This window comes from Inquilinus sp. NPDC058860, assembly GCF_042743185.1.
Classification (GTDB): domain Bacteria; phylum Pseudomonadota; class Alphaproteobacteria; order DSM-16000; family Inquilinaceae; genus Inquilinus.
Genome location: NZ_JBHYMS010000017.1, coordinates 102378 through 128609, shown reverse-complemented (window position 1 = coordinate 128609; position 26232 = coordinate 102378). Strand labels below are relative to the sequence as shown.

Annotated in this window: 29 protein-coding genes and 1 riboswitch; of the genes, 18 read left to right on the top strand and 11 right to left on the bottom strand. The window is 70.3% G+C overall.

Going from position 1 to position 26232, the window contains the following annotated elements; genetic code table 11:
* Positions 1-162 precede the first annotated feature (162 nt).
* Complete coding sequence (locus ACFW16_RS14540) at positions 163-1134, top strand: pseudouridine synthase (RefSeq protein ID WP_380306078.1); 972 nt, start codon at positions 163-165, stop codon at positions 1132-1134.
* Positions 1103-1669, top strand: a complete 567-nt coding sequence (rsmD, locus tag ACFW16_RS14535; protein WP_380306076.1) for a 16S rRNA (guanine(966)-N(2))-methyltransferase RsmD — start codon at positions 1103-1105, stop codon at positions 1667-1669. The genes ACFW16_RS14540 and rsmD overlap by 32 nt, the downstream gene beginning before the upstream one ends.
* A 56-nt stretch (positions 1670-1725) precedes the next feature.
* On the opposite strand, the gene ACFW16_RS14530 is transcribed toward rsmD, so the two are convergent.
* Positions 1726-2226: a 6,7-dimethyl-8-ribityllumazine synthase gene (locus tag ACFW16_RS14530; protein WP_380306074.1), complete on the bottom strand. Its 501-nt coding sequence runs from the start codon at positions 2224-2226 to the stop codon at positions 1726-1728.
* 72 nt (positions 2227-2298) lie between these two features.
* Positions 2299-2461, bottom strand: a riboswitch (FMN riboswitch).
* 172 nt (positions 2462-2633) lie between these two features.
* Here ACFW16_RS14530 and ACFW16_RS14525 point away from each other — a divergent pair.
* Positions 2634-3068 carry a GFA family protein gene (locus tag ACFW16_RS14525; RefSeq protein WP_380306072.1) on the top strand — a complete coding sequence of 145 codons (435 nt, stop codon included), beginning with the start codon at positions 2634-2636 and terminating at the stop codon, positions 3066-3068.
* Between the two features lie 4 nt (positions 3069-3072).
* Here ACFW16_RS14525 and ACFW16_RS14520 read toward each other — a convergent pair whose 3' ends face one another.
* Both ACFW16_RS14520 and tldD read right to left on the bottom strand, forming a co-directional pair.
* Positions 3073-3411 (bottom strand): antibiotic biosynthesis monooxygenase family protein, encoded by a 339-nt coding sequence (locus ACFW16_RS14520; RefSeq protein ID WP_380306070.1) that lies wholly within the window; start codon positions 3409-3411, stop codon positions 3073-3075.
* The gene (gene tldD, locus ACFW16_RS14515; RefSeq protein WP_380306068.1) at positions 3408-4841 is read right to left on the bottom strand and encodes a metalloprotease TldD; all 1434 of its coding nucleotides are present in this window, start codon (positions 4839-4841) and stop codon (positions 3408-3410) included. Before tldD ends, ACFW16_RS14520 begins: the two co-directional genes overlap by 4 nt.
* A gap of 332 nt (positions 4842-5173) precedes the next feature.
* Here tldD and coxB point away from each other — a divergent pair, with 332 nt between their 5' ends.
* The 10 genes from coxB to ACFW16_RS14465 all read left to right on the top strand — a co-directional run bounded on the left by coxB (position 5174) and on the right by ACFW16_RS14465 (position 14761).
* Positions 5174-6043: a cytochrome c oxidase subunit II gene (gene coxB, locus ACFW16_RS14510; protein ID WP_380306067.1), complete on the top strand. Its 870-nt coding sequence runs from the start codon at positions 5174-5176 to the stop codon at positions 6041-6043.
* A gap of 75 nt (positions 6044-6118) precedes the next feature.
* A complete protein-coding gene (gene ctaD / locus ACFW16_RS14505) occupies positions 6119-7720 on the top strand; it encodes a cytochrome c oxidase subunit I (protein WP_380306066.1) in 1602 nt (533 codons plus the stop codon).
* 78 nt (positions 7721-7798) lie between these two features.
* The gene (locus ACFW16_RS14500; protein ID WP_380306064.1) at positions 7799-8731 is read left to right on the top strand and encodes a heme o synthase; all 933 of its coding nucleotides are present in this window, start codon (positions 7799-7801) and stop codon (positions 8729-8731) included.
* 1 nt (position 8732) lies between these two features.
* A complete protein-coding gene (locus ACFW16_RS14495; protein ID WP_380306062.1) occupies positions 8733-8879 on the top strand; it encodes a hypothetical protein in 147 nt (48 codons plus the stop codon).
* Positions 8880-9479: a cytochrome c oxidase assembly protein gene (locus ACFW16_RS14490; protein WP_380306060.1), complete on the top strand. Its 600-nt coding sequence runs from the start codon at positions 8880-8882 to the stop codon at positions 9477-9479.
* A gap of 70 nt (positions 9480-9549) precedes the next feature.
* Positions 9550-10431: a cytochrome c oxidase subunit 3 gene (locus tag ACFW16_RS14485; RefSeq protein ID WP_380306058.1), complete on the top strand. Its 882-nt coding sequence runs from the start codon at positions 9550-9552 to the stop codon at positions 10429-10431.
* A gap of 6 nt (positions 10432-10437) precedes the next feature.
* A complete protein-coding gene (locus tag ACFW16_RS14480) occupies positions 10438-10785 on the top strand; it encodes a DUF983 domain-containing protein (protein WP_380306056.1) in 348 nt (115 codons plus the stop codon).
* Positions 10786-10789: 4 nt separating this feature from the next.
* On the top strand, positions 10790-11518 hold the full coding sequence (locus tag ACFW16_RS14475) for an SURF1 family protein (protein WP_380306054.1): 729 nt from the start codon (positions 10790-10792) through the stop codon (positions 11516-11518).
* Positions 11515-13008 (top strand): carboxypeptidase M32, encoded by a 1494-nt coding sequence (locus ACFW16_RS14470; protein ID WP_380306052.1) that lies wholly within the window; start codon positions 11515-11517, stop codon positions 13006-13008. Before ACFW16_RS14475 ends, ACFW16_RS14470 begins: the two co-directional genes overlap by 4 nt.
* 307 nt (positions 13009-13315) lie before the next feature.
* Positions 13316-14761 carry a DHA2 family efflux MFS transporter permease subunit gene (locus ACFW16_RS14465; RefSeq protein WP_380306050.1) on the top strand — a complete coding sequence of 482 codons (1446 nt, stop codon included), beginning with the start codon at positions 13316-13318 and terminating at the stop codon, positions 14759-14761.
* Between the two features lie 3 nt (positions 14762-14764).
* Here ACFW16_RS14465 and ACFW16_RS14460 read toward each other — a convergent pair whose 3' ends face one another.
* The 3 genes from ACFW16_RS14460 to ACFW16_RS14450 form a co-directional block, all read right to left on the bottom strand.
* The gene (locus ACFW16_RS14460) at positions 14765-15490 is read right to left on the bottom strand and encodes a hypothetical protein (RefSeq protein ID WP_380306048.1); all 726 of its coding nucleotides are present in this window, start codon (positions 15488-15490) and stop codon (positions 14765-14767) included.
* 9 nt (positions 15491-15499) lie between these two features.
* On the bottom strand, positions 15500-16210 hold the full coding sequence (locus ACFW16_RS14455) for a VWA domain-containing protein (protein ID WP_380306046.1): 711 nt from the start codon (positions 16208-16210) through the stop codon (positions 15500-15502).
* A gap of 73 nt (positions 16211-16283) precedes the next feature.
* Positions 16284-16445 carry a hypothetical protein gene (locus ACFW16_RS14450; protein WP_380306044.1) on the bottom strand — a complete coding sequence of 54 codons (162 nt, stop codon included), beginning with the start codon at positions 16443-16445 and terminating at the stop codon, positions 16284-16286.
* Positions 16446-16577: 132 nt separating this feature from the next.
* Between ACFW16_RS14450 and ACFW16_RS14445 the strand changes: the two genes are divergently transcribed.
* Together ACFW16_RS14445 and ACFW16_RS14440 are read left to right on the top strand one after the other, a co-directional pair.
* Entirely contained in the window at positions 16578-17513 is a 936-nt protein-coding gene (locus ACFW16_RS14445) for a LysR substrate-binding domain-containing protein (RefSeq protein ID WP_380306042.1), read from the top strand.
* A 34-nt stretch (positions 17514-17547) separates the two neighbouring features.
* Positions 17548-18588: a TAXI family TRAP transporter solute-binding subunit gene (locus ACFW16_RS14440; RefSeq protein ID WP_380306040.1), complete on the top strand. Its 1041-nt coding sequence runs from the start codon at positions 17548-17550 to the stop codon at positions 18586-18588.
* A gap of 94 nt (positions 18589-18682) precedes the next feature.
* On the opposite strand, the gene ACFW16_RS14435 is transcribed toward ACFW16_RS14440, so the two are convergent.
* On the bottom strand, positions 18683-19855 hold the full coding sequence (locus ACFW16_RS14435) for a M20 aminoacylase family protein (RefSeq protein ID WP_380306038.1): 1173 nt from the start codon (positions 19853-19855) through the stop codon (positions 18683-18685).
* A gap of 199 nt (positions 19856-20054) precedes the next feature.
* Here ACFW16_RS14435 and clpS point away from each other — a divergent pair, with 199 nt between their 5' ends.
* The gene (gene clpS / locus ACFW16_RS14430; RefSeq protein WP_380306036.1) at positions 20055-20363 is read left to right on the top strand and encodes an ATP-dependent Clp protease adapter ClpS; all 309 of its coding nucleotides are present in this window, start codon (positions 20055-20057) and stop codon (positions 20361-20363) included.
* Between the two features lie 6 nt (positions 20364-20369).
* Here the strand turns inward: clpS and ACFW16_RS14425 are convergent, their stop codons facing one another.
* The gene (locus tag ACFW16_RS14425) at positions 20370-21308 is read right to left on the bottom strand and encodes a ribokinase (protein WP_380306034.1); all 939 of its coding nucleotides are present in this window, start codon (positions 21306-21308) and stop codon (positions 20370-20372) included.
* Positions 21309-21463: 155 nt separating this feature from the next.
* Between ACFW16_RS14425 and ACFW16_RS14420 the strand changes: the two genes are divergently transcribed.
* Positions 21464-22672: a M20 aminoacylase family protein gene (locus tag ACFW16_RS14420; protein ID WP_380306032.1), complete on the top strand. Its 1209-nt coding sequence runs from the start codon at positions 21464-21466 to the stop codon at positions 22670-22672.
* A gap of 74 nt (positions 22673-22746) precedes the next feature.
* Here ACFW16_RS14420 and ACFW16_RS14415 read toward each other — a convergent pair whose 3' ends face one another.
* The 3 genes from ACFW16_RS14415 to ACFW16_RS14405 form a co-directional block, all read right to left on the bottom strand.
* Positions 22747-23316 carry a hypothetical protein gene (locus tag ACFW16_RS14415; protein ID WP_380306030.1) on the bottom strand — a complete coding sequence of 190 codons (570 nt, stop codon included), beginning with the start codon at positions 23314-23316 and terminating at the stop codon, positions 22747-22749.
* A 77-nt stretch (positions 23317-23393) separates the two neighbouring features.
* Positions 23394-24017 carry a TetR/AcrR family transcriptional regulator gene (locus tag ACFW16_RS14410; protein WP_380306028.1) on the bottom strand — a complete coding sequence of 208 codons (624 nt, stop codon included), beginning with the start codon at positions 24015-24017 and terminating at the stop codon, positions 23394-23396.
* A 152-nt stretch (positions 24018-24169) separates the two neighbouring features.
* Entirely contained in the window at positions 24170-24664 is a 495-nt protein-coding gene (locus ACFW16_RS14405) for a VOC family protein (RefSeq protein ID WP_380306026.1), read from the bottom strand.
* A gap of 220 nt (positions 24665-24884) precedes the next feature.
* On the opposite strand from ACFW16_RS14405, the gene hemA reads away from it, so the two are divergent.
* On the top strand, positions 24885-26105 hold the full coding sequence (gene hemA, locus ACFW16_RS14400) for a 5-aminolevulinate synthase (protein WP_380306024.1): 1221 nt from the start codon (positions 24885-24887) through the stop codon (positions 26103-26105).
* The last annotated feature ends 127 nt before the right edge of the window (positions 26106-26232 follow it).

The following is a 26232-nucleotide window of genomic DNA, read 5'->3' as shown; positions in this document are numbered from 1 at the left end:
GAGGACAGAGCCTGGGGCAGGCAACCCCCTCCCCCTACCCCCCTCCCGCAAGGGGAGGGGGGACTCAAAAAGATTGCGGGTCGTGCTCTGGTCGCGCCGCTCAAGATCGATCCCATCGTTTCGCGCTAACCCTGGCCGGGCGCTTCGCGCTAGACAAGGGCGATGAGCAAGACCGATCACAAGACCACCGTCGGGAAGACGGCGGGCGATCCGGCCGCGACAGGCGCCGCGACCCCGGCCGCGAAACCGAAAACCACCTTCAAGGATGGCGGCGAGAAGGACGGCGAGCGCGTCGCCAAGGTGCTGGCCCGGGCCGGGATGTGCTCGCGCCGCGAGGCCGAGCGCTGGATCGCCGAAGGCCGCGTGGCGCTGGACGGCAAGGTGCTGGACACCCCGGCCGTGGTGGTGCCGCCCGGTGCCGTGCTGAGCGTCGACGGCGTGCCGGTGCCGGAGCCCGAGCGCACCCGGCTGTGGCGCTATCACAAGCCGGCCGGGCTGGTCACCACCCGGTCGGATCCGCAGGGCCGCCAGACCGTGTTCGACAACCTGCCCGAAGAGCTGCCGCGCGTGGTCTCGATCGGCCGGCTGGACCTGAACAGCGAGGGGCTGCTTCTCCTCACCAATGACGGCGAGCTGTCGCGCCGGCTGGAGCTGCCGTCGACCGGCTGGCCGCGGCGCTACCGCGTGCGGGTGCATGGCACCCCGGATCCGGCGAAGCTGGCCGGCCTGGCCAAGGGCATCACCGTCTCCGGCGTCCATTACGGCCCGATCGAGGCGGCGCTGGACAAGGTGCAGGGCGCCAATGCCTGGCTGACCGTGACCCTGCGCGAAGGCAAGAACCGCGAGGTGCGCAAGGTGATGGAGGCGATCGGCCTGAACGTGAACCGGCTGATCCGCGTCGCCTACGGCCCGTTCCAGCTCGGCATCCTGGAGAAGGGCGAGGCCGAGGAGGTCAAGGCCTCGGTGCTGCGCGACCAGCTCGGCCGCTGGCTGCAGACCCATGAGGAGGAGCGGCCGACGCGCAAGCCGGCGGCCAGACCGACGGCCGCCAAGCCGGCGCCGACCAAGCCGAGCGGTCCGAAGTCCGCGCCCGCCTCCCGCCATGCCGCTGCGCCTCGTCGCCGGCCGGCATAGGGGCCGCGCCCTCGCCGCCCCGCCGGACCGCGCCACCCGGCCGACGAGCGACCGGGTGCGCGAGGCGGTGTTCAACATCCTGGCCCATGCCGGCTACGGCCCGGACGACGGCGACGCCGTGACGGACGCCGTCGTGCTGGACGCCTTCGCCGGCACCGGGGCGCTGGCCTTCGAGGCGCTGTCGCGCGGCGCCGCCGAGGCCTGGCTGTTCGACAGCTCGGCCGCGGCGCTGGGCTTCGCCCGGAAGAATGCCGAGACGCTGGGCGAGACGGCGCGCGCCCATCTGCTGCGCGCCGACGCGCTGAAGCCGCCGCCGGCACGGGCGCAGGCAACGCTCTTGTTCCTCGACCCGCCCTACCGCCAGGGTCTGGTCGGCCCGGCGATCAAGGCGCTGTCCGCCGCCGGCTGGCTGAACCCCGGCTGCCTGGTGGTGGCCGAGACCGCGGCCGACGAGCCGGCGGTGCCCGGCCTCGCTTTGCTGGACGAGCGCCGATACGGCATCGCCCGCATCGGCTTCGGCCGGGTGGCCCGATGAAAGGCTCGTGTAGGTTGGGTTCGCTTCGCGAACCCAACCTACACGGTTCGTGCTGCTCAGGCCGCCGCGCGCAGGCCCTGGCCGCGCAGCTTCGCCACCGCGGCGATGGTCTTGAGCGCGGCCTCCGCCGCCTCCTTGCCCTTGACCAGGAAGTGCTCGCGGAAGAAGGCGGCGTGGGCCTCGTGCTCGTGGAAGCGCTGCGGCGTCAGCACCGCGGACAGCACCGGCACCTCGGTGTCGAGCTGCACCCGCATCAGCGCGTCGATCACCGCGGTCGACACGAATTCGTGCCGGTAGATGCCGCCGTCGACGATGAAGCCGGTGGCGACGATGGCGTCGTAGCGGCCGCTCTTGGCCAGAAGCTGGGCGTGCAGCGGGATCTCGAACACGCCCGGCACCTCGAACAGGTCGACCTCCGGGGCGGAGGCGCCAGCCTGGGCGATCCCGGCCAGGAAGGCGGTCTTGCACTGGTCGACGATGTCGCGATGCCAGCACGCTTGGATGAAGGCGATGCGGGGCGCGTCGGTGCGGGGAGAAGAAGACAGGGGCTGATTCATGGTCATCCTCATGCAACGGACCAGAATCAGGGCATACGGGACCGACCGCCGGGATTCGTGCCGGCCTGCCGTCCCCGTTCTCTTTCATCCGGACTGTGACCGTCGGCTTCGGAATCGCACCGAATCTGCTGACCCTGCCGGTTGGCCCGGCAGGCGCTCGCGGGCTCGTGCACGGCCCCTTCGGGACCACGCCATCACCGCCGGTGGGGACTTTCACCCCGCCCTGAGAACGTCCGCCGCCCGGGGGATCCGGACGGCTGCGTCGAATATCGGAAGCGGGCGGAGACTTGGCAAGGCCGGACGCGACATGGCGGTGGCGCGCCTGCGACATCGCCGGACGGGTCCGGCACAGTCACTCCGCCCCGCCCGCCGCATCCTGGAGGCCTTGCGATCGGAGGAGGCAAGCGATGACGGACCGGACCGGCGGCTGCCTGTGCGGCGGGGTGCGCTATCGGGTGACGGGGCCGCTGCGGCAGGTCGTGACCTGCCATTGCGGCCAGTGCCGCCGCACCTCCGGCCATTTCGCCGCCTTCACCGCCTGCGCCGCCGGCGACCTGGTGCTGGAGAGCGACCGCACCCTGCGCTGGTACCGCTCCTCGCCCGAGGCGGAGCGGGGCTTCTGCGGCGAATGCGGCGCCAGCCTGTTCTGGAAGCGGGCGCAGGGCCGCACCGTCAGCATCGCCGCCGGCACTCTGGACGGCGCCACCGGCCTCGGCACTGGCGGCCATCTCTACACCGCCGGCAAAGGCGACTACTACGCGCTCGCCGACGGCGCCCCGCAATGGGACGAGCACCCGGATTGGGACGACCCCGCCTATCCGCAGGTCCCCGGGCTGGGGTGAGGCGTCAGAACGGCGAATCCGCCGGCGCCTGCTCGCGCCGCTCGATCATGTCGTAGTCGCGCAGCACCGCGGCGATGCGCAGGCGGTAGCCGCGGAAGATGCCGGCCCGGCCGGCGGCCTGGGCGGCGCGGTGCTCGACCCGATTGCGCCAGCGCGCCACCGCCGCCTCGTCCTCCCAGAAGGACAGCGACAGCAGCTTGTCCGGGTTGGTCAGGCTGCGGAAGCGCTCGACCGAGATGAAACCGGGCATCTGCTCCAGCACCGGCCGCAGCCGGGCGGCGTGGTCGAGATAATCGTCGAACCGGCCCTCCGCCGGCTCGACCTCGAAGATCACGGCGATCACGCGCGGGTGCCGCCGACCGTCAGCCCGTCGATCCTGAGGGTCGGCTGGCCGACGCCGACCGGCACGCCCTGGCCTTCCTTGCCGCAGGTGCCGATGCCGGGGTCGAGCGCCATGTCGTCGCCGACCATCGCCACCTTGGTCAGCGCGTCCGGCCCGTTGCCGATCAGGGTCGCGCCCTTCACCGCCGGGCCGATCCGGCCGTCCTCGATCAGATAGGCCTCGGAGGCGGAGAACACGAACTTGCCGTTGGTGATGTCGACCTGGCCACCGGCGAAGTTGACGGCGTAGAGGCCGCGCTTGACCGAGGCGAGGATCTCCGCCGCCGGCGTCTTGCCGCCGAGCATGATGGTGTTGGTCATCCGTGGCATCGGATGGTGGGCGTAGCTCTGCCGCCTGCCGTTGCCGGTCGGCGCCATGCCCATCAGCCGGGCGTTCATGCGGTCCTGCATGTAGCCGACCAGGATGCCGTCCTCGATCAGCGTGGTGCTGCCGGTCGGCGTGCCCTCGTCGTCCACCGTCAGGCTGCCGCGCCGGTCCGGCAGGGTACCGTCGTCGATCACGGTGACGCCGGGCGCCGCCACGCGCTGACCCATCAGGCCGGAGAAGGCGGAGGTCTTCTTGCGGTTGAAATCACCCTCCAGCCCGTGGCCGATCGCCTCGTGCAGCAGGATGCCGGGCCAACCGGGGCCGAGCACCACGGTCATCTCGCCGGCCGGCGCCTCGACCGCGTCCAGCCGCACCAGGGCCTGGCGCAGCGCCTCGTCGACCGCCGCCTGCCACTGCCCGGATTCGAGATGGCAATCATAGCCGGTGCGGCCGCCCGCGCCGTGGCTGCCGCTCTCCATCCGGTCGCCGTCGCCGACCACGACCGAGACGTTGACCCTTACCAGCGGCCGGATGTCGGCGGCGTCGCGGCCATCGGCGCGGATGATCCGCACCGCCTGCCAGTTGCCGCTGATCGAGGCGCTGACCTGGCGCACCCGCGGGTCCTTCGCCCGGGCATAGGCGTCGATCTCGGCCAGGACCTTGACCTTGGCCTCGAACGGCACGGCCGAGAGCGGGTTGGCATCGGTGTAGAGCTGCCGGTTGGTGCCCTGCGGTGGCTCGGCCAGGCTGCCGCCATGGCCGGCGCGGACCGCGCGCACGGTGTCCACCGCCCGTTTGACCGCGTCCTCGCTCAGGGTCGAGGCGTGGCTGTAGCCGGTGGTCTCGCCCGCCACCGCGCGCAGGCCGAAGCCCTGCGACGTGTCGAAGCTGGCGCTCTTCAGCTTGCCGTCGTCCCAGCTCAGCCCCTCGGACTGGACGTATTCCAGGAACAGCTCGCCGTCATCGGCGCCCTGGAGGGCCTCGCCGACCAGCCGCTCGAGCCGGGCCCGGTCGAGCCCGGCCTGGGTGAAGAACAGGTCGTCGGTCTGGTCGAGGACGCTCATGGCGGGAGTCCGGTCAGCGGAGTCTGGACTCCAGAGATAGTGCCACCCGCCGGCCGGGGCCAGCCCCGATCGGCGGCACCGGCCGAATCGGGCTGCCAAGGGGATGCGACCATTTGCGTGATGGGCGCGGCAGTACGGCCTGTTGTTGCCCCCCGGAACCCCCTGTATTTTCGCCCTTGCCAGGATTGGCCCGGCTTCGTGCGGCGCCCGATGTCGTGGGGGCTTCAACCCTCGCGGTTCCGTCGGTATAAGGCCGGATGGAGTCCGGTGCCGGCGAAGGCCGGCACGGGCCATGGGTGGGAACGACAACGATAACGAAAGAGCGGCACTGCATGCGATCGGGCAGACTGCGTGAACTCTTGGCAGGCGCATCGGTCCTGCTTCCCCTCGGCACGGGCACGGCCTTCGCCGACGGCCCGCCGCACAACTGGCAGCTCGGGTTCCAGGAAGCGGCCTCGCCGATCAAGGAGCAGATGGAGAGCTTCCACAACCTGCTCCTGATCATCATCGTCGCGCTCACGGTGTTCGTGCTGGGGCTCTTGGTCTATGTGATGTGGCGGTTCAGCGCCGATCGCAACCCGGTGCCGTCGAAGACCGCGCACAACACGATCATCGAGGTGGTCTGGACGGTCGCGCCGGTCCTGATCCTGCTGGTCATCGTGGTGCCGTCCTTCCGCCTGCTCTACTACGGCGACCGGACGCCGAACCCCGAGATGACCCTGATCGCCCACGGCTACCAGTGGTACTGGGGCTACGAGTATCCGGACCAGAAGGTCGCCGAGTACACCAGCTACCTGGTGAAGGACGAGGACCTGAAGCCGGACCAGGTGCGGATGCTGTCGGTCGACAACCCGGTGGTGTTGCCGGTCGACACCGACATCCAGATCCTGACCACCGCCGGCGACGTCATCCATTCCTGGGCGGTGCCCGCCTTCGGCCTGAAGAAGGACGCGATCCCGGGCCGGACCAACGAGACCTGGGTCCGGATCGACAAGCCGGGCGTCTATTACGGCCAGTGCTCGCAGCTCTGCGGCACCGACCACGCCTACATGCCGATCGAGGTGCACGCGGTCAGCCGCGCGGATTTCGACAAGTGGGTCGTCGAGAAGGTCGGGCCCAACCCGGCCGAGAAGCCGAAGCTTCTGACCATGACCTGGGACGAGGCGCAGGCGCGCACCAAGCTGGCCCAGGCCGGGCAATAATCCCCAGCGGGGAGTGATCCCACTCGGGGCCGGCGGCCCCGACAGGCAACCCCGGACGGGGAAGAGGTTGACACGATGGCTCACGCCGACGCGCACGCACATGGTCACGACGACCACCACCACGATCACAAGCCGGGCTTCTTCAAGCGCTGGCTGTTCTCGACCAACCACAAAGACATCGGCACGCTGTACCTGATCTTCGCGATCTGCGCCGGCCTGATCGGCGGCGTGTTCTCGCTGATCATGCGGCTCGAGCTGCAGAATCCGGGGATGCAGTTCCTGTCCGGCGGGCAGGAATGGAACGTCATCGTCACCGCCCATGGCCTGATCATGATCTTCTTCACGGTCATGCCGGCGATGATCGGGGGCTTCGGCAACTGGTTCGTGCCGATCATGATCGGCGCCCCGGACATGGCCTTCCCGCGGCTGAACAACATCTCGTTCTGGCTGCTGGTCCCGGCCTTCGCGCTCTTGATCGGTTCCGCCTTCGTCGGCCAGGGCGCCGGCACCGGCTGGACCATCTACCCGCCGCTGTCCGAGGCCGGCCAGCCCGGGCCTTCGGTCGACATGGCGATCTTCGCCCTGCACCTGGCCGGCGCGTCCTCGATCCTCGGCGCGGTGAACTTCATCACCACGATCTTCAACATGCGCGCGCCGGGCATGACGCTGCACAAGATGCCGCTGTTCGTCTGGTCGATGCTGGTGACCGCGTTCCTGCTGCTCCTGGCCGTGCCGGTGCTGGGCGGCGCCATCACCATGCTGATCACCGACCGCAACTTCGGCACCAGCTTCTTCAAGCCCGAGGGCGGCGGCGACCCGCTGCTGTTCCAGCACCTGTTCTGGTTCTTCGGGCACCCCGAGGTCTACATCATGATCCTGCCGGGCTTCGGCATGATCAGCCACATCGTGTCGACCTTCTCGAAGAAGCCGGTGTTCGGCTATCTCGGCATGGCCTATGCCATGGTCGCGATCGGCGTCGTCGGCTTCGTCGTGTGGGCGCACCACATGTTCACCACCGGCATCGACGTCGACACCCGCGCCTATTTCACCGCCGCCACCCTGATCATCGCGGTGCCGACCGGCATCAAGATCTTCTCCTGGATCGCGACGATGTGGGGCGGGTCGATCGAGTTCAAGACGCCGATGCTGTGGGCCGTCGGCTTCATCTTCCTGTTCACCATCGGCGGCGTCACCGGCGTGGTGCTGGCCAATGCCGGCATCGACACCGCCCTGCACGACACCTACTACGTCATCGCGCACTTCCACTACGTGCTGTCGCTGGGCGCGGTGTTCTCGATCTTCGGCGGCTTCTACTACTGGATCGGCAAGATGTCCGGCCGGCAGTACCCGGAGACCTGGGGCAAGATCCACTTCTGGATGACCTTCATCGGCGTCAACCTGACCTTCTTCCCCCAGCATTTCCTGGGCCTGGCCGGGATGCCGCGGCGCCAGCCGGACTATCCGGATGCGTTCCACGGCTGGAACATGGTCTCGTCCTTCGGCGCCTATATCTCGGTCGCGGCCGCCTTCCTGTTCGTCGGCATCGCCTTCTACACGATCCGGTACGGCCGCCGGGTGGAGAGCAACTACTGGGGCGAAGGCGCCACCACGCTGGAGTGGACGCTGCCGTCGCCGCCGCCCTTCCACCAGTTCGAGCAGCTGCCCCGGGTCAAGTGACCCGAGGCTGAGAAAAAAGAGGAGACCGGGCCGGGCCGCGCGGATCACCCGTGCGGCCCGGTCCGCTTGAGGTTTATGATGGTTGACGTGACCCTGGACCGGACAGCCCGAACCGCCGCGGCCGAGGCCGAAGGCGGCGCCACCTGGCAGGACTATCTCGCGCTTCTGAAGCCGCGGGTGATGACGCTTGTCGTCTTCACCGGCATCGCCGGGCTGATCGCGGCGCCGGGCCATCTGCATCCGGTGCTGGCCGCGACCGCCGTGCTGTGCATCGCCGTCGGCGCCGGCGCGGCTGGGGCCATCAACATGTGGTACGACCGCGACATCGACGCGGTGATGAGCCGGACCTGCGGCCGGCCGATCGTGCGCGGCCGCATCGCGCCGTCCGAGGCGCTGGCCTTCGGCGTGTTCCTGTCGGTCGCCTCCGTGCTGGTGATGGGGCTGGCGGTCAACTGGGTCGCCGCCCTGGTCCTGGCCTCGGCCTCGGCCTTCTACGTCTTCGTCTACACCATCTGGCTGAAGCGGCGGACGCCGCAGAACATCGTGATCGGCGGCGCCGCCGGCTCCTTCCCGCCGATGATCGGCTGGGCCGCCGTGACCGGCGATGTCAGCGTGCCGTCGATGCTGCTGTTCGCCCTGATCTTCATGTGGACCCCGCCGCATTTCTGGGCGCTGGCGCTGTTCCGCAGCGAGGAATACGCCAAGGCCGGGGTGCCGATGCTGCCGGTGGTGTCCGGCGCGCGCGAGACCAAGCGCCAGATGCTGGCCTACACCCTGGCCCTGTTCCCGCTCGGCCTCGGCCCCTGGCTGGTGGGCACCGCCGGGCTGACCTACGGCATCGGCGCCGCGCTGCTCGGCGCGCTGTTCATCCTCTGCGCCGTGCGGGTGCTGCGCGAGGACGGTGCGGCCACGAACCACCGCGCCGCCAAGCAGATGTTCGGCTATTCCATCTTCTACCTGTTCGCGATCTTCGGCCTGCTGATCGTCGACCACACCGCGGTGCATTTCTGAGATGGCCCGCCCTTCGACCGCCCGACCGACGGAAGCGCCCGACGCCCGGCGCCGGCTGCGTGGCCGCAACAAGGCCCTGGCCCTCGGCCTGCTGGCGTGGGTCGTGCTGATCTTCGTGATCACCATCGTCAAGATGAAGGGGGGCTAGATGGCCGAGCTCGACCCCACGGTCCGGCGCCGCAACCGCCTGATCCTGACTTCGCTGTGCGGCGTCGCCTTCTCGATGGGCGTGCTGGCCTTCGCCTCGGCGCCGCTGTACCGGCTGTTCTGCCAGGTCACCGGCTATGGCGGCACCACCCAGGTCGCCGAGTCGGTGTCCGACACGGTGCTGGACCGCAAGGTACGGGTCCGCTTCGTCGCCAACACCGATGCCGGCCTGCCCTGGACCTTCAAGGCCGAGCAGAGCGAGGTCGAGGTCCGGCTGGGCGAGCCGGCGCTGATCTACTTCCAGGCGACCAGCACGGCCAAGGAGCCGACCGCCGGCCAGGCGGTCTACAACGTGACGCCGGACAAGGTCGGGCTCTACTTCTCGAAGGTGCAGTGCTTCTGCTTTACCGAGCAGATCATCCAGCCGGGCGAGACGGTGGAGTTCCCGGTCTACTTCTATGTCGACGCGGCGATGGACGCGCAGCCGAATCTGAGCGACGTGCGCACCATCACCCTGTCCTACACCTTCTACGGCCAGCGGTCGAAGGCGCTGGAGAATGCGGTGGCCGCCTATTATCGTGCGGCCGAGAAGAACGGCTGACGGCCTGCCGGCAGCGATAGGGCGGAACACCGAAGCGGATATCGGACGAGAGACCGAGAGGGGCACGAGGATGAGCAGCACCGACGTCCACGCCGACAGGCACGAGACGAGCTACGAACTGAACGCGGTTCCGCATCCCTATCATCTGGTCGATCCCAGCCCGTGGCCGCTGCTCGGCTCGCTCGCGGCCGGCTGCATGGCGATCGGCGGCGTCCTGTTCATGCATGACGAGGGGTCGCTCCTGCTGATCGCCGGTTTCCTCGGCGTTCTGGCGGTGATGTTCGGCTGGTGGCGCGACGTGATCAAGGAAGCCACCTTCCGCAGGCTGCACACCCCGGTGGTGAAGCTGGGCCTGCGCTACGGCATGATGCTGTTCATCGCCTCGGAAGTGATGTTCTTCGTCGCCTTCTTCTGGGCCTATTTCGACTCCAGCCTGTTCGTCAACGAGGCTTCGCAATACGCCCGGGTCGCGGCGACCGGCGGCGTCTGGCCGCCCAAGGGCGTCACCCCGGTCGACGCCTTCCACTTCCCGCTGCTGATGACCCTGGTGCTGCTGCTGTCGGGCTGCACCGTGACCTGGGCGCATCACGAGATCGTCGAAGGCAACATGAAGGAGGCGTCGAAGGCGCTCGGGATCACCGTGCTGCTCGGCGCCATCTTCACCTGCATCCAGGTCTGGGAATACGCCCACTCCGAGTTCGGCTTCACCGACGGCGTCTTCGCCTCGACCTTCTACATGGCCACCGGCTTCCACGGCTTCCACGTGCTGGTCGGCACCATCTTCCTGGCGGTGTGCTGGTTCCGGACGGCACGCGGCGACTTCACCAAGGACAGCCATTTCGGCTTCGAGGCCGCGGCCTGGTACTGGCACTTCGTCGACGCGGTCTGGCTGTTCCTGTTCGTCGCCATCTACTGGTGGGGCGGCCATGGCGGCGCCGTCGCGGCCCACTGAGCCTCGGTGCCCCCTGTCTCTCCCCTGGCCGCGGCGCTGGGCTGCAAATGCCCGCGCTGCGGCCGGGGCGCCCTGTTCAAGGGCTTCCTGACGGTCGCGGAACGCTGCCCGGTCTGCGACCTCGACCTCTCCGAAGTCGACTCGGGCGACGGCCCGGCCGTCTTCCTGATCTTCATCCTCGGCTTCACCGTGGTGCCGCTGACGCTCTGGCTCGGCTTCGCCTTCGACCTGCCCGACTGGGCGCCGATCGCGATCGGCGCCGTCCTGCTGGTTCTCCTCACCGGCATCCTGATCCGCCCGGCCAAGGCCTATGTCGTGGCGTTGCAGTACCGGCACCGCCGCACCGGCCAGTGAGATCATGACCACTGGCCGCTTCCGGCCGGAGTTCTGGCCGACCGTCTTCCTGATCCCCGCCCTCGCCCTGATGATCGGGCTCGGCGTCTGGCAGCTCGAGCGGCTGGCTTGGAAGACCGACCTGATCGACCGGATCGAGCGCGGCCTGGCCGCCCCGCCGGTGCCGCTGCCGGCCGGGATCGGTCCAGATTTCGACTACCGCCACGTCACCGTCACCGGCCGCTTCGACGCCGTCCATGCCTTCCGGCTGCTGGCCCGCGTGCATGACGGCGCCGCCGGCATCCAGGTGGTCGTGCCGCTGATCCGCGACGACGGCGGCCCTGCCGTGATGGTCAACCGCGGCTGGGTGCCGCTGGGGACCGACGGCAAGCCCGTCGCCTACGACCCGCCGCCGGAAGACACGGTGACGGTCGAGGGCGTGGCCCGCCGTCCCTTGCCGCAGGGCTGGATGCAGCCCGACAACAGCCCGGGCACCAACGAATGGTTCTGGGTCGACCTGCCGGCCATGGCCGTCGCGGCGGGGCAGGACCGGGCGGCGCCGGCGGTGGTCGAGCAGGCGGCCGGCCCGGCCCCTGCGCGCTACCCCCTAGGTGGCCAGACCCAGGTCGACCTGCCGAACGACCACCTGCAATATGCGATCACCTGGTTCGGCTTCGCCGCCATCCTGATCGCGATCTACCTGCTGCACCATCTGCGGCGCGGCCGCGCCGCCCGGAAAGGACCCGACGCATGACCGCCTATTCCGAGATCGCCGCGCATTTCGGCCGCATCGCCGCGCTGTCCAACGCCATCGGGATCCTCGATTGGGACAACGCCACGATGATGCCGAAGGGCGCCGCCGAGACCCGGGCTGAGAGCCTGGCGCTGCTGCAGGTCCTGCGCCACGGCATGATCACCGATCCGCGCCTGTCCGACTGGCTGCCCGAGGCCGAGGCCGACAATGCGCTGGGCGAGTGGGAGCGCGCCAATCTGCGCGAGATCCGGCGGCTGTGGACGGTGCAGACCGTGGTGCCGGCCGAGCTGGTCGAGGCGTCGAGCAAGGCCATCTCGGCCTGCGAGATGGCTTGGCGCCAGGCCCGCGCCGATTCCGACTTCGCGTCGCTGCTGCCGAAGCTGCAGGAGGTGCTGCGGCTGCAGCGCGAGATCGGCCGCGCCAAGGGCGAGGCGCTGGGCCTTCCGGCCTATGACGCCCTGCTGAACGACTACGAGCCCGGCGGACGGTCGGAGCGGATCGACGCGCTGTTCGACGACCTCGCCGAGTTCCTGCCCGGCTTCACCGAGGAGGTGCTGGCAATCCAGGCGCGCCGGCCGGCGACGCCGCGGCCGGAGGGCCTGTTCCCGGTCGAGGCGCAGCGGGCGCTGGGCGTCGCCATGATGGGGGTGCTGGGCTACGACTTCGATCGTGGGCGGCTGGACGTCTCCACCCACCCGTTCTGCGGCGGCGCCGACAACGATGTTCGCATCACCACCCGCTACGACGAGGCCGACTTCACCCGCGCGCTGATGGGCGTGCTGCACGAGACCGGCCACGCGCTCTACGAGCAGGGGCGGCCGCAGGCCTGGATGAACCAGCCGGTCGGCCAGGCCCGCGGCATGAGCCTGCATGAGAGCCAGTCGCTGCTGATGGAGATGCAGGCCTGCCGCAGCCGCGAGTTCATCACCTTCGCCGCGCCGCGGATGCGCGACGCCTTCGGCGGCAGCGGCCCCGCTTGGGAGGCGGAGGCGCTGTGGCGGCACTACACCCGGGTCGAGCGCGGCTTCATCCGGGTCGATGCCGACGAGGTGACCTACCCCGCCCATGTGATCCTGCGCTATCGGCTGGAGAAGGCGATGATCGCCGGCGACCTGCCGCTGGCCGACCTGCCGGCCGCCTGGAACGACGGCATGAAGGCGCTGTTGGGCGTGGTGCCGCCGAACGACCGGCTGGGCTGCCTGCAGGACATCCACTGGCCGAGCGGCGGCTGGGGCTATTTCCCGACCTACACGCTGGGCGCGATGACCGCGGCGCAGATCTTCGACGCCGCCAACCGGGCCGAGCCGGACATCCTGCCCGCGATCGGCCGCGGCGACTTCGCGCCCCTGGTCAGCTGGCTGCGCGCCAACATCCACGGCCAGGGCTCGCGCTGGGACACCGACGAGCTCCTGACCCGGGCCACCGGCCGCCCGCTCGATGCCGCCGTGTTCAAGGCGCATCTGCGCCGTCGTTATGGTGGTGAGGGGTAAGAAGAACGGCTCCAATCTTAAACTGTCATTGCCGGGCTTGACCCGGCAATCCAGAGACTGTCGATGCCGCTCTGGGTGGCCCCTGGATCCTCGGGTCAAACCCGAGGATGACAACTGAAGGGTTGGTTTGGAGCGCGCGCCAGCGGAGTTGTGGCCCGAGTCGACTCACGGGATATGGCATGGGGGCCTGACGCCCGAAACTTGCATGCCTCCATTGTGACTTTGGCGCGCAGGATTTCATCTCATCAGACGAGTTGAGTCGGAATCCCGCACGCCCGAGGGGGCCGCGCCGCCGCGGCCTTGAGACATGACGACCCGCCTTCCGCGCCAAGTGCTGATCCCGATGATCATCGCCTGCGCGCTGTTCATGGAGAATCTCGATTCGACGGTGATCGCGACGGCGCTGCCGAACATCGCCCATTCCTTCGGCACCGACCCGCTGCATCTCAGCCTCGCCATCACCTCCTACCTGCTCAGCCTCGCCGTCTTCATCCCGGCCAGCGGCTGGATCGCCGACCGGTTCGGCGCCAAGACCGTGTTCCGGGCCGCGATCATCGTCTTCACCATCGGCTCGGTGCTGTGCGGCCTGTCGAACTCGACCGCCGAGCTGGTCGGCGCCCGCGTGGTCCAGGGCATCGGCGGGGCGATGATGGTGCCGGTCGGACGGCTGGTGCTGCTGCGCAGCGTCTCGAAATCCGAGCTGGTGCGGGCGATGGCGTACTTCACCACCCCGGCCCTGCTGGGCCCGGTGCTGGGCCCGCCGCTGGGCGGCTTCATCGCCACCTACAGCTCCTGGCGGCTGATCTTCTTCATCAACGTGCCGATCGGGATCATCGGCGTGATCCTGGTCACCCTGTTCATCGACGATATCCGCGAGGAGGAGAGGCCGCCCTTCGACGGCTGGGGCCTGCTGATGACCGGCACGGCGCTGGCCTGCCTGGTGTTCGGCTTCGAAACGCTCGGGCGGTCGATCCTGCCGCTGCCGGTGACCTTCGGCCTGCTGGCCTTCGGCGCGCTGCTGATCTGGCTCTATGTCCGCCACGCCCACCGGGTGCCGTCGCCGATCCTCGACCTGAAGCTGCTGCATGTCCGCACCTTCCGCATCTCGCTGGTCGGCGGCACCATCTTCCGCATCGGCATCGGCGCCATCCCGTTCCTGCTGCCGCTGATGCTGCAGCTCGGCTTCGGCATGACTCCGTTCGAATCCGGCCTCTTGACCTTCGTCAGCGCCGCCGGCGCCCTGTGCATGAAGATGACGGCGGTCCACATCATCCGCGGCTTCGGCTTCCGCCGGGTGCTGGTGTGGAACGCGGCGATCAGCTCGGTCTTTCTGATGAGCTACTCGCTGTTCCGGGCGGACACGCCGCATCTCTTGATCCTGATGCTGCTGCTGGCCGGCGGCTATTTCCGGTCGCTGCAGTTCACCAGCCTGAACACGCTGGCCTTTGCCGACATCCCGCCGCAGAAGATGAGCCGCGCCTCGAGCTTCTCGAGCACGGCGCAGCAGCTGTCCGCCAGTCTCGGCGTCGCCACCGGCGCGGTGCTCTTGAACCTGGCGCTGCTGCTGCGCAGCGGCGCCGAGCTTCAGGCCGCCGACTTCTCCTGGGCCTTCTTCGTGGTCGGGCTGCTGTCGCTGTGCTCGGTGCTGATGTTCCTGCGCCTCGCCCCCGATGCCGGCGCCGAGGTCTCGGGCCACGCCGTCGCCCCGGTGGCGCCGGCGGAAGGCTCTCCCCGGGTCGCGCCGGGAGAATAGGCCTCAGGTTCCCAGCAGGCGATCGCGGGCGGCGTTGAGCCTGGCCGCCATGTCGGCCGAGCCGCCGCGGTCCGGATGGTGCCGCTTCATCATCCGCCGATGCGCCGCCTTCACCGCCGCGGGCGAGGCGCCGGCGGCGAGGCCGAGCAGGGCGTATGCCTCGGCCTCCGACATCTCCGCCCGGCGCGGGCCGGCGCCGTCCTGCCTGGCCCAGTCCGGGCCGAAGCGGCGGTCGAGATAGGTTTCCAGCACCCGGGCCGAATCCGGGTCGTCGGCACGGCATTCGGTCAGCAGGCGCAGCAGCGCCGGCAGCGGCAGCGAGGCCAGGCTGCGCCCCTCCATCGGCCCCGGGCGTACGACGTAGCCGTCCATCGCGCCGCTGCCGTGGTCGAGCTGCATGTCGAGGCTGCGCGTCTTCAGCCGCGAGGCGCCGCCGGGCGTCGGCCCGGCCGCGGTCTGGCGCGCGCGGCGCCAGCGCAGGATCCAGGGCGCCGCCTGGATCAACAGCGGCGACAGGCGCATCAGCCACAGCAGAAAGGCGCCGAGCACGGCGAGAAGGCCGGACAGCCGCCCGGTCAGCAGCAGGAACAGCCCGAGCCCGGCGAGGAGCAGGATGCCGCCCCAGCGCGCGCCGCGAATCACCGTCTTCGGCTCGGTGCTGGCGAACCAGCGGGCGAGCAGCGGCAGCCCGAGGCCGAGCGCCAGGACCAGGATGAGAAGCTGGAGCACGGTGGTCGCCTAACCTCCCATCCGCCCGATCAGCGCGGTGACCGCGGCGCCGCGGCGACGGCCGAGATCCTCCAGCGCCGGGCGGCCGCCGGCGGCATAGACCGCGACCGCCGCCAGCAGGTCGCGCAGCTGGCCCGGGCTCGAGGAGTCGAACGGGCAATAGGCGCCACGGGTCAGCCGCGCGATCTCGCGGAAGGCGCGGGCGGCGAGCGGGTCGGGACCTTCGTGGAACAGGAACACCGGCACGCCGCGCAGGGCCAAGCGGCCGGCCTGGGCGCAGACCCGGTCGAGCGATTCCTCGAAGGCGTCGCCGACGAAGACCAGGGCGTCGACCTTGCCGCGCCCGGCCTCCGCCTCGGCATGGGACAGCACCCGGCCGATCTGGGTCTCGCCGGCGCGGCAGCGCACCTTGCTCATCAGCCGGGCCAGCTCGACGCCGTCGGAGACCCAGGCGGTGGACTTGCACTCGCCGAAGCCGCGGTAGAAGACCAGCTGCAGGTCGAGCCCGCCCAGCGCCGCGGTCTCGGCGAACATCTCGCCCTGCAGGCGGCAGGCGCGGTCCCAGGTGTCCTCGCGGCTCTGCGTCGCGTCGAGCGCAAAGATCAGCCGCCCGCGCCGTCCGTCCTGTCGCGGCACCGGTGTTGCCGCCACCCGACGCAGGAAGGCATCCACCTCCGACCGGTTCTGGCCGGCGGGCAGCTTGTCCTCGGGGCCCGTCATGACTTCGATTCCATCACCGATAATGATGGGGACCGGCGGGCGGAAATCCAATCGGAACGGGACGCGAACCCTGTCAGCTTCGGTCGGCCAAGCCCCTTTCTGCCAAGCCGACATCCCGGCGCAGCGAGTCCGGCAGCGCCTCGATCGAGCGGATCGCGGGGCGCCACGCCAGCAGCCGGCGCAGCAGGAAGCGGCGGAAGGGTCGGCGGGAATTCCGGGTCAGGGCGAAGGTCATGGCCATGCTCCGAGGCTTGCCGGGATCGCGGATCCATGAGACAGAATCATCATGACCCCGGTCGATCAGATCCTATGCAGCCTCGCGGGCCATGGCGAATGATGGCTTCTCGTCTCGGCATGAGTATGACTAATGGGTGACGCGATCCCTTACCTGCCGTTGGCGGCGCTGCGCACCTTCGACAGCGTGGCCCGGCACCTGAGCTTCACCAAGGCGGCGGCCGAGCTTTCGGTGACCCAGAGCGCGGTCAGCCACCAGATCCGCTCGCTCGAATCCGACATGTGCGTGCGACTGTTCAAGCGGCTGAACCCCGGCATCGCCCTGACCGAGGCGGGGGCGCAGCTGGCGCCGGAGGTGCGGGCGGCGCTGGAGCGGCTGGGGGCGGCCGTGGCCTACACCAAGCGCTGCGGCCGCGGCGGCGTGTTGCGCGTCGGCGCCGGCGGCGCCTTCGCCACCGGCTGGCTGGTGCCGCGCCTCGGCCGCTTCGCCGCCGCGCATCCTGAGATCGAAGTGCGGCTGTCGATGGCGATGCGCAACCCGGACCTGGAGGAGGACGAGCTGGACCTCGCCGTGCTGAGCCGGGAGGCGGGCCGGGAATCGGGCCGGCCGCCGCTGCAGCCGGACGGCGAGGCGGTGCTGTTCGAGGAGCGGATCTACCCGGTCTGCAGCCCGACGCTGCTGCCGCTGCTGCGGAGCCCGGCCGACCTGGCCCAGGTGACCCTGCTGCACGAGGAATGCGACGAGGCGCCGTCGCCGCGTTCGGCGCTGAGCTGGGAGGCGTGGCTGGAGCGGCTGGGCGTGACGGGCCGGCCGCGGCGCAGCGGCATCCGCCTGAGCCACTTCACCCTGGTGCTGGCCGCGGCGCTGGACGGCGTCGGGGTGGCGCTCGGCCGAGAGCAACTGATCCAGGCGGCGCTGGCCGAGGGACGGCTGGTCCGCCCCTTCGGGCCCGAGCTGGAGCTGCGCAGCCGCCGCCAGGTGATCCGCTGGCGCAGCGCGCCCGGCAACGAGTCCCGCATCGCGGCGTTCCGGAGCTGGCTTCTGGCGGAAAGCGCGGCGGATCGCTAGCCTCTGGGCGGTGCTCCACACTTCCGGATCGATGATGCCGTCCTCGCGCGCCCCTCTCTTCGCCGGCCTGGCCGCCGCCCTCCTCTTCGGCCTTGCCGCCCCCGGTTCCCGGGCGCAGGACACCGCTGCCCAAGCGGCACCACCGCGCGAGATCATCGTCGCCACCGCCCCGGTCAACTCCCCGCTCGGCCGCTGGGGCAACGCCTTCGTCGAGCGGCTGAAGCCAGAGGCCGGCCAGCCGGTGTCGGAGGCGATCACCGCCGGCCCCCTGCCGAACAGCGCGCTGCTGCAGAGCGGCCGGGTGGCGATAGGCCTGGTGTCGCTCGACGTCGCCGCCGCGGCCTGGGGCGGCACCAGCCCGATGGCGCCGGGCATGAAGTTCGACCATCTGCGCGCCCTGGCGCCGGTGGCGCCCGCCGCGGTGCTGCGCTTCGTGGTGCCGGCGGGCAGCGGCATCACCAGCGCCTCCGGCCTCGCCGGCAAGCGGGTGGCCCTGGCCACCGACGACGCGCTGACCGAGCCGATGCTGAAGGCGCTGGACATCAAGGCGACGCTGCGGCGCCTGCCGTTGACGGAGGTCGCGAAACAGTTCGCCGACGCCAAGATCGACGCCGTCGCGGTCACCGGCCTCGAGCCCTTCGCCCTGCCGCCGGAACAGCCTGCGGTCACCTTCGGCCTGACCGTGGCCGAGATCGCCAAGGTGGCCTCCGTGATCCCGGGCGTGGCCGCCGCGGCGGTGCCGCTGCCGCCTGTGTCCACCGCCCCGCCGGCCGACCCGGCCGTTGTGACTGATCCCGCCGCGGTGCCGGCTCCGGCCGCCCTGCCGCCGCAGCCGCTGCCGCCCAGCGCCGGCATGTGGACCTGGCTGGTCGCGACCGACGCCCTGCCCGAGGAAGTCGCCCGCCGCGCCACCGAGATCGCGGTCGGTCAGGCCGCGCCCTTGGCCGAGGCGGCCGGCCTCGAGGCCTCGCCGGCGCTCGACCCGCTGACCAACCGCGCCCTGCCCTTCCACCGTGGCGCCGCCGCAGCCTGGGCCGCGCACGGCGTCACGGTGCCGGCGGACCAGGTACGGTAGAGCGGAGTAGGTTGGGTTCGCGTCCGCGAACCCAACAGGTGCATCGTCGCAAATAGAGAGATATTGGGTTCGCCCGATGGCGAACCCAACCTACTTAGCCCGCCTTCAGCTGGCTCTCGACCAAGCCCGCCAGCAGCGAGGCGCCGAGCGGCAGGACCTCGTCGTTGAAGTCGTAGTGCGGGTTGTGGACCATCGTGTCCCGCTCGGCGCGGGCCTGGCCGAGGAACAGATAGGCCCCCGGCCGGGCGTTCAGCAGATAGGCGAAATCCTCGCCGCCCAGCGACGGCTCGACGTCGCGCTGGACGTTGCCCTCGCCGACCACCTGCTCCGCCACCCGCGCTGCGGTCTCGGCCTGCTCGGCGTGGTTCACCGTCGCCGGGTAGCCGTAGTCGTATTTCACGTCGATCGACACGTCGAAGGCGGCGGCGATGCCGGCGGCGATCCGCCGGATGCCGGCGACGATCATCGCCTGCACCTCGGGCCGGAAGGTCCGCACCGTGCCGTTCAGATAGGCCTCGTCCGGGATCACGTTGTGGGTGGTGCCGGTGTGGATCTGGGTGATCGACAGCACCGCCGAATCCATCGGATTGGCGTTGCGGCTGACCAGCGTCTGCAGCGCGCCGACCAGCTGGGCCGCGATCACCACCGGGTCCTTCGCGGTCTGCGGAATGGCGGCATGGCCGCCGACGCCGCGGATCCGGATGTCGAACATGTCGGCCGCCGCCATCATCGGGCCGGGGCGCACGCCGACGATGCCGGCCGGCAGCAGCGGCCAGTTGTGCAGGCCGTAGACCTCGTCGCAGGGGAAGCGGTCGAACAGCCCCTCCTTGACCATCACGTCGCCGCCGCCGCCGCCCTCCTCGGCCGGCTGGAAGATGAAGTGCACGGTGCCGTCGAAGTTCCGCGTCTCCGCCAGGTACTGCGCCGCTCCGAGCAGCATGGTGGTGTGGCCGTCATGGCCGCAGGCATGCATCTTGCCGGGATTGGTGGATTTGTGGGCGAAGTCGTTGAGCTCCTCCATCGGCAGGCAGTCCATGTCGGCGCGCAGGCCGATGGTGCGGCCGCTGTCGGTCCGCCCCTTCAGCACGCCGACCACGCCGGTCCTGGCCAGGCCGCGATGCACCTCGATGCCCCAGGAGGCCAGCTTCTCCGCCACGATGCCCGAGGTCCGCACCTCCTCGAAGCCAAGCTCGGGATGGGCGTGGAGGTCGCGCCGCCAGGCGGTCATCTCCTCCTTGCGGGCGGCGATCGAATTGATGACGGGCATCGGTCGGTCTCGTCTTGCGCTGGCTGGGATGGCGAAACTCCGATACTGGTCCGTCCGCGCCGCCAGGGCAACCCGGCGCAGCCGCGCAGGGGTCATTCGCGCGGCAACCGGCCGCTGCCCCGGGCCATGGACGGGCGCCGCCGGCCGTGACAAGCTGCGGCCGCACGCTTCCGCTGCCGTCATCAGGACCGGCCCGCCGATGAGTGACACGACGATCAAGCCCCGCAACGAAGTCAAGCCGAAGACGGAACGCCCGCGCCTGCACAAGGTGATCCTGGTCAACGACGACTACACGCCGCGCGAATTCGTGGTCACCGTGCTGCGGGCCGAGTTCCGCATGAGCGACGAGCAGGCCTACCGGGTGATGATGACCGCGCATCGCCGCGGCGTCTGCGTCGTCGCCGTCTATCCCAGGGAGGTGGCCGAGACCAAGGCCACGAGCGCGACCGAGGCCGCCCGCCGCAAGGGCTATCCGCTGCTGTTCACCACCGAGCCGGAAGAGACGTAGGCCCGCTCAGCCGATCGGCGTGGTCGGGCCCAGCCGCGGCAGGGCGGCGTCGATCGCCGCGGCGGTCGGCATGCTCTCCTGCGCGCCGAGGGCCAGGCAGGCCAGCGCTGCGCCGGTCGAGGCCCGGCGCAGCGCCTGGTCGAGCGGCAGGCCGGCATCGAGCCCCGCCGCCAGCACGCCGGTGAAGGTGTCGCCGGCGCCGGTGGTGTCGACCGGCTGGATCGGCAGCGCCGGCACGGCGAAGCCGGCCCCCCAATCGCCAAGATCTGGCCCGACCGCGATCGCGCCCTTGCCGCCGAGGGTGACGACGCAGGTGAGGCTCATCCGGCCGCTGAGCGCCTGCGCCGCGGCGCGGGGACTCGTGGCGTCGAGGCCGAGCCCGCCGGCGATCGCCAGCGCCTCATGCTCGTTCACCACCAGCAGGTCGAGGTCGCGCAGCGCCGCCTCGGGCACCGGCGCGGCCGGGGCGACGTTGAGGATGGCGCGGCAGCCGCGGGCCCGGGCGCGCTGCAGCAGCGCCCAGTTCTGCTCCGGCGGCAGCTCCATCTGCAGCACCAGCAGCGTGTCCGGGGTCAGCCGGTCGTCCGGCACCTGGTCGGCCCGGACCGCGAGGTTGGCGCCGCTGCCGACGGCGATGAAATTCTCGGCCCTGGCGTCGACGCAGATATAGGCGACGCCGGTCGGCCGGTCGCTGGTGGCGAGCAGCGCGGTGTCGATACCCTCACTGGCCAGGGTCGCGCGCATCACCTGGCCGAAGCCGTCGTCGCCGACCGCCCCGGCCATCGCCACCTTCGCCCCGGCCCGCGCCGCCGCCACCGCCTGGTTCGACCCCTTGCCGCCGGGCTTGGTGACGTAGCCGTCGCACAGCACGGTCTCGCCCGGCCGCGGCAGCGCCGCGACCGCCATCACCAAATCCATGTTGATCGAGCCGAAATCCAGGATCACGCGGCTTTCCTCCCCGACGAAGGGCGCGATCCTGGCGCGGTGCGGGCCGGAACGCAACCGATCCGCGCGAAATCCGCCCGCCGCCCCTGGGCGCAGGAGGAAAAACCTGCAAAGCTCGGCCTCTTCCCCAACTGCCGCGACCGAGAGGGACGAAAGTGACCGCCGAGCCGAAGGACATCCTGGCCGAGATCAAGGGCTATGAGGACGAGCTGATCGCCATCCGCCGCGACATCCACGCCCATCCGGAGACCGGGTTCGAGGAGGTGCGCACCGCAGCGCTGGTGGCGAAGACGCTGCGCGGCTGGGGCATCGAGACCCATGAGGGCATCGCCAAGACCGGCGTGGTCGGCACGCTGAAGGGCACCCGGCCCAGCAACAACCGTGCGGTGGCGCTGCGCGCCGACATGGATGCGCTGTTCATCGAGGAGAAGACCGGCCTGCCCTATGCCTCGACCGTGCCCGGGAAGATGCATGCCTGCGGCCATGACGGCCACACCGCCATGCTGCTGGGCGCCGCCCGCTACCTGTCGGAGAACCGCGACTTCGCCGGCACCGTGCACTTCATCTTCCAGCCGGCCGAGGAAGGCCAGGGCGGCGGCCGGCTGATGGTCGAGGAAGGGCTGTTCGACCGGTTCCCGGCCGACGCCGTCTACGGCATGCACAACAACCCCGGCCGGGCGGTCGGCGAGTTCGGCATCCGCCCCGGCCCGATGATGGCGGCAGCCGACACCTGGACCGTCACCTTCGGCGGCACCGGCGGCCATGGCGGGTCCGCCCCGCATCTGGCGACCGACCCGACCGTGGTGCTGGCGCATTTCATCCTGGCGGTCCAGGCCATCGTCGGCCGCAACATCCCGTCGGTCGAGCCGGCGGTGATCAGCGTCGGCCACGTCTCCGGCGGCTCGGCCGGGTCGCCCAACATCATCCCGCCGGAGGTGGTGGTCAGCGGCACGGCGCGCAGCTATTCGCCCCAGGTGCGCGACACCATCGAGCGCCGGCTGCGCGAGACCGCCGAAGGGCTGGCGGCGACCTATGGCTGCACCGCCGCGGTCGACTACAACCGCCGCTACCCGACCCTGGTCAACCATCCGGAGCAGACCGACATCGCCGCCGGCGTGGCCGCCCGGATCGTCGGCGAGGACAAGGTCGCGACCCGCATCCCGCTGATCACCGGGGCGGAGGACTTCTCCTTCATGCTGGAGCAGAGGCCCGGCGCCTTCATCATGATCGGCAACGGCGTGAACCCGGACGGCAGCTACCACTACGTCCACACGCCGCATTACGACTTCAACGACGAGATCCTGGCGCTGGGCTCCACCTACTGGGTCACGCTGGTGGGGCAGGAGCTGGGGGTACAGGAATGACGGAGTCAGTTGGGTTCGCATTGCGAACCCAACGGCCCGGCCCTGGGTGTTGGGTTCGCGGCCGCGAACCCAACCTACGCCGATAGCACCGTCCCGTCCGGCGCGAGCCGGACGGTGAACGGGTCGGCGACCTCGCCGGCGACGCTGAGATGCGACACCCAGCCGCTGACCTCGATCGAGCCGTCGGGCAGGGTGCGGGCGGCGGCGGGGCCGATCGCCCCTTCCGGCGCGGGCGGCACCAGGTCGGCGCCGCTCCTCAGCACCTCGCCGGTCATCACGATCTCCTCGACCCAGCGCACGGCGATCGCCTCGCGCGTCGCCTCGTCCGCCGCCGACCAGCCGGTGTCGGGCAGCAGCAGCGGGGCGAGGTCGTCCGGCGTCGCGGCCGGCTGCCAGACGCCGTCGATGGCGACGCCGCGCCAGGACGGCACCGCATCCGGCGCGACATGGCCGATGAAGGTCACCCTGCTGAAGCTGTCGGGGCGATAGAGATAGAGCGGGGCGGTGCCGTCATTGGCCGCGCGGACCGAACCGAGATAGGCGGCAAGCGCCTCCCCATAGGGCGGCCTCTCCGTCGCCATGGCGAGGTCGGCCTGGCCCAGGCTGAGGAGAACCGACACGCCCCAATAGCGGAACTTCGCCATCTGCTTCCTCCGTCGGTGCCCCTTCGCCCTCGGAGGTAAGTGGGAATTGCGGCGAAACAAGGGTCCGAAACAAGACCTTAACGTGTTGTATAGGCCCGCAAAAACACCGCGACGGCCCGTTCGGCGATGCCGCGCAGCTCCGCCGGCTCGGGCGCCGGCTCGACCCCGAACAGCGTGCGCTGCCGCCGGCCGCCCTGCAGCAGCGCGATCAGGTCGTCCGCCACCATCACCGGGTCGGCACGAACCAGCACCCCGGCCTCGATCTTGCCCCGCAGGAACTCCACCAGCCCGGCGCGGACGCGGCCCGGGCCGGCCGCGTAGACGATCCGCGCCAGGTCCGGGAAGGCGGCGGCCTGGGCGATCATCAGCCGCTGCACGCCGAGGATCTCGGGATCGAAGATCCGGCGCAGCATGTGCTCGCCGAAGGTGGCGAGCTCGGCCGCCAGGTCGCCGGCCGGGTCGAGCCCGCCGAGCGACTGCTGCTTGTACCGGTCGAAGAGGGCGTGGAAGAGGCCCTCCTTGCTGCCGAAATGGCTGTACAGGGTCTGCTTGGCGACGCCGGCCTCGGCCGCCACCCGGTCCATGCTGGCGGCGTAGCCCTCGGCCATGAACACCTTGACCCCGGCGTCGAGGATCGCCTCGCGCTTCTTCCGGCCGCGCGGGGTCAACGCGACCCTGGCCGCCGCATCCTGCACCGTCATCGAACCCAACCCGTCCCTGCGATCCCCATGCCCGGGGATCATGACGCCGAAGCCGGCGGGCGCAAAGCCCGCCGGGCTTACTCTTCGTCGCATGGGAAGGTCGGGTTGCCCCAGAGCGGAATGGCTACGCCCGTAGCGGCGGGACGCTGCGGTCAGTCCTCACCGCGATAGGCCCGCTCGATGGCGGCGATGTCGATCTTGGTCATCTGCAGCATCGCCTGGAACGCCCGGGCCGCCTTCACCGGATCGGCGTCGTGGGTCCGCTCGAGCAGGATCTTCGGCGTGATCTGCCAGGACAGACCGAACCGGTCCTGCAGCCAGCCGCACTGGTTGTGCTTGCCGCCGCCCTCGACCAGGCGGGCCCAGTAGCGGTCGACCTCCTCCTGGGTCTCGCAGAGCACCATGAAGGAGACCGCCCAGGAGAACTTGAAGTCTCCGCCGCCGTTGATGGCGGTGAAGTCCTGGCCCTCGAGCTGGAAGCCGACGGTCAGGGGAGTGCCGTTCGGCCCCGACATGGTGTCGCCGTTGCGCAGCACGGAGGTGATCCGCGAATTGTCGAAGACCGAGACATAGAACTCGGCCGCTTCCTCGGCCTTGCCGTCGAGGAACCATAGGAACGGCGAGATCTTCTGGGTGAGCTGGGCCAAGTCGGCCTCCTTCGTTGGCGATGCTCAGAGGACGGACGGTCCGGGACCGTCCCGACAGGGATCCTGAAAATTTTCTCGGCCGATGCGGCGGATCGCCGCCGAACCCGCCGCAAGCCTCGCTTGCCGGCATGGTTCGACTATGGTGCCATTTCACGCGGCGGCAACAGATGCGCTACACTTTCCGCTCGGGTCCCGGCCCGAGGCACGGCGAGACGGTGGAATGGACTACGAGAACATCTTCAGGACGGCGATCGAGACCCTGAAGGCCGAAGGCCGCTATCGGATCTTCGCCGAGCTCGAACGCCATGCCGGTGCCTTCCCGCGCGCCGCCCATCACGGCCTCGACGGCGCGCCGGACGTCACCGTCTGGTGCTCGAACGACTATCTCGGCATGGGCCAGCACCCGGCGGTGCTGGCGGCGATGCACGAGGCGCTGGACCGCTGCGGCGCCGGCGCCGGCGGCACCCGCAACATCTCCGGCACCCATATCTACCACCGGGCACTGGAGGCTGAGCTGGCCGACCTGCACGGCAAGGAAGCGGCGCTGCTCTTCACCTCCGGCTTCGTCTCGAACGACGCCTCGCTGTCGACCCTGGCGAAGCTGATCCCCGGCTGTGTCGTGTTCTCCGACGCGCTGAACCACGCCTCGATGATCGCCGGCATCCGCCATTCCGGCTGCGAGAAGCGGATCTTCCGCCACAACGACCCGGCCGACCTGGACCGGCTGATGTCGGAGTATCCGGCGACGCGGCCGAAGCTGGTGGCGTTCGAGAGCGTCTATTCGATGGATGGCGACATCTCGCCGATCGCCGAGATCTGCGACGTCGCCGACCGGCACGGCGCCATGACCTATCTCGACGAAGTCCATGCCGTCGGCATGTACGGCCCGCGCGGCGGCGGCATCGCCGAGCGCGATGGGCTGACCCGCCGGCTGACGGTGATCGAGGGCACGCTGGGCAAGGCCTTCGGCGTGATGGGCGGCTATGTCGCCGGATCTTCCATGCTGGTCGACGCGCTGCGCAGCCATGCACCCGGCTTCATCTTCACCACCTCGCTGCCGCCGGTGGTCGCCGCCGGGGCGCTGGCCGCGATCCGCCATCTCAAGGCCAGTGGCGCCGAGCGCGAGCGGCACCAGGAGCGGGCGGCGACGCTGAAACGCCAACTGCGCGCCGCCGGCCTGCCGGTGATGCCGTCGGCCAGCCACATCGTGCCGGTCTTCGTCGGCGACGCCCGGTTGTGCAAGGCGGCCAGCGACCTGCTGCTGGACCGGCACCGGATCTATGTCCAGCCGATCAACTATCCGACCGTGCCGCGCGGCGCGGAGCGGCTGCGCATCACCCCGACGCCGCTGCATGACGACCTGCAGATGGCGCGGCTGGTCGAGGCGCTGCGCGATGTCTGGTCGACGCTCGCGATCCCCGTCGCCGCCGCGGCAGCCTGACCTGCCGCGCAAGCCGCCCGCGCCGCCCCCGGCACGGGATCGCCGGCCGGTGAAGGTGCCGCCCGTGCCGCCTCGCGGAAAGCCTGCGTCAAAGCCGCCGAAGCGCTGAGCCCGCGGCGCCCGCCGC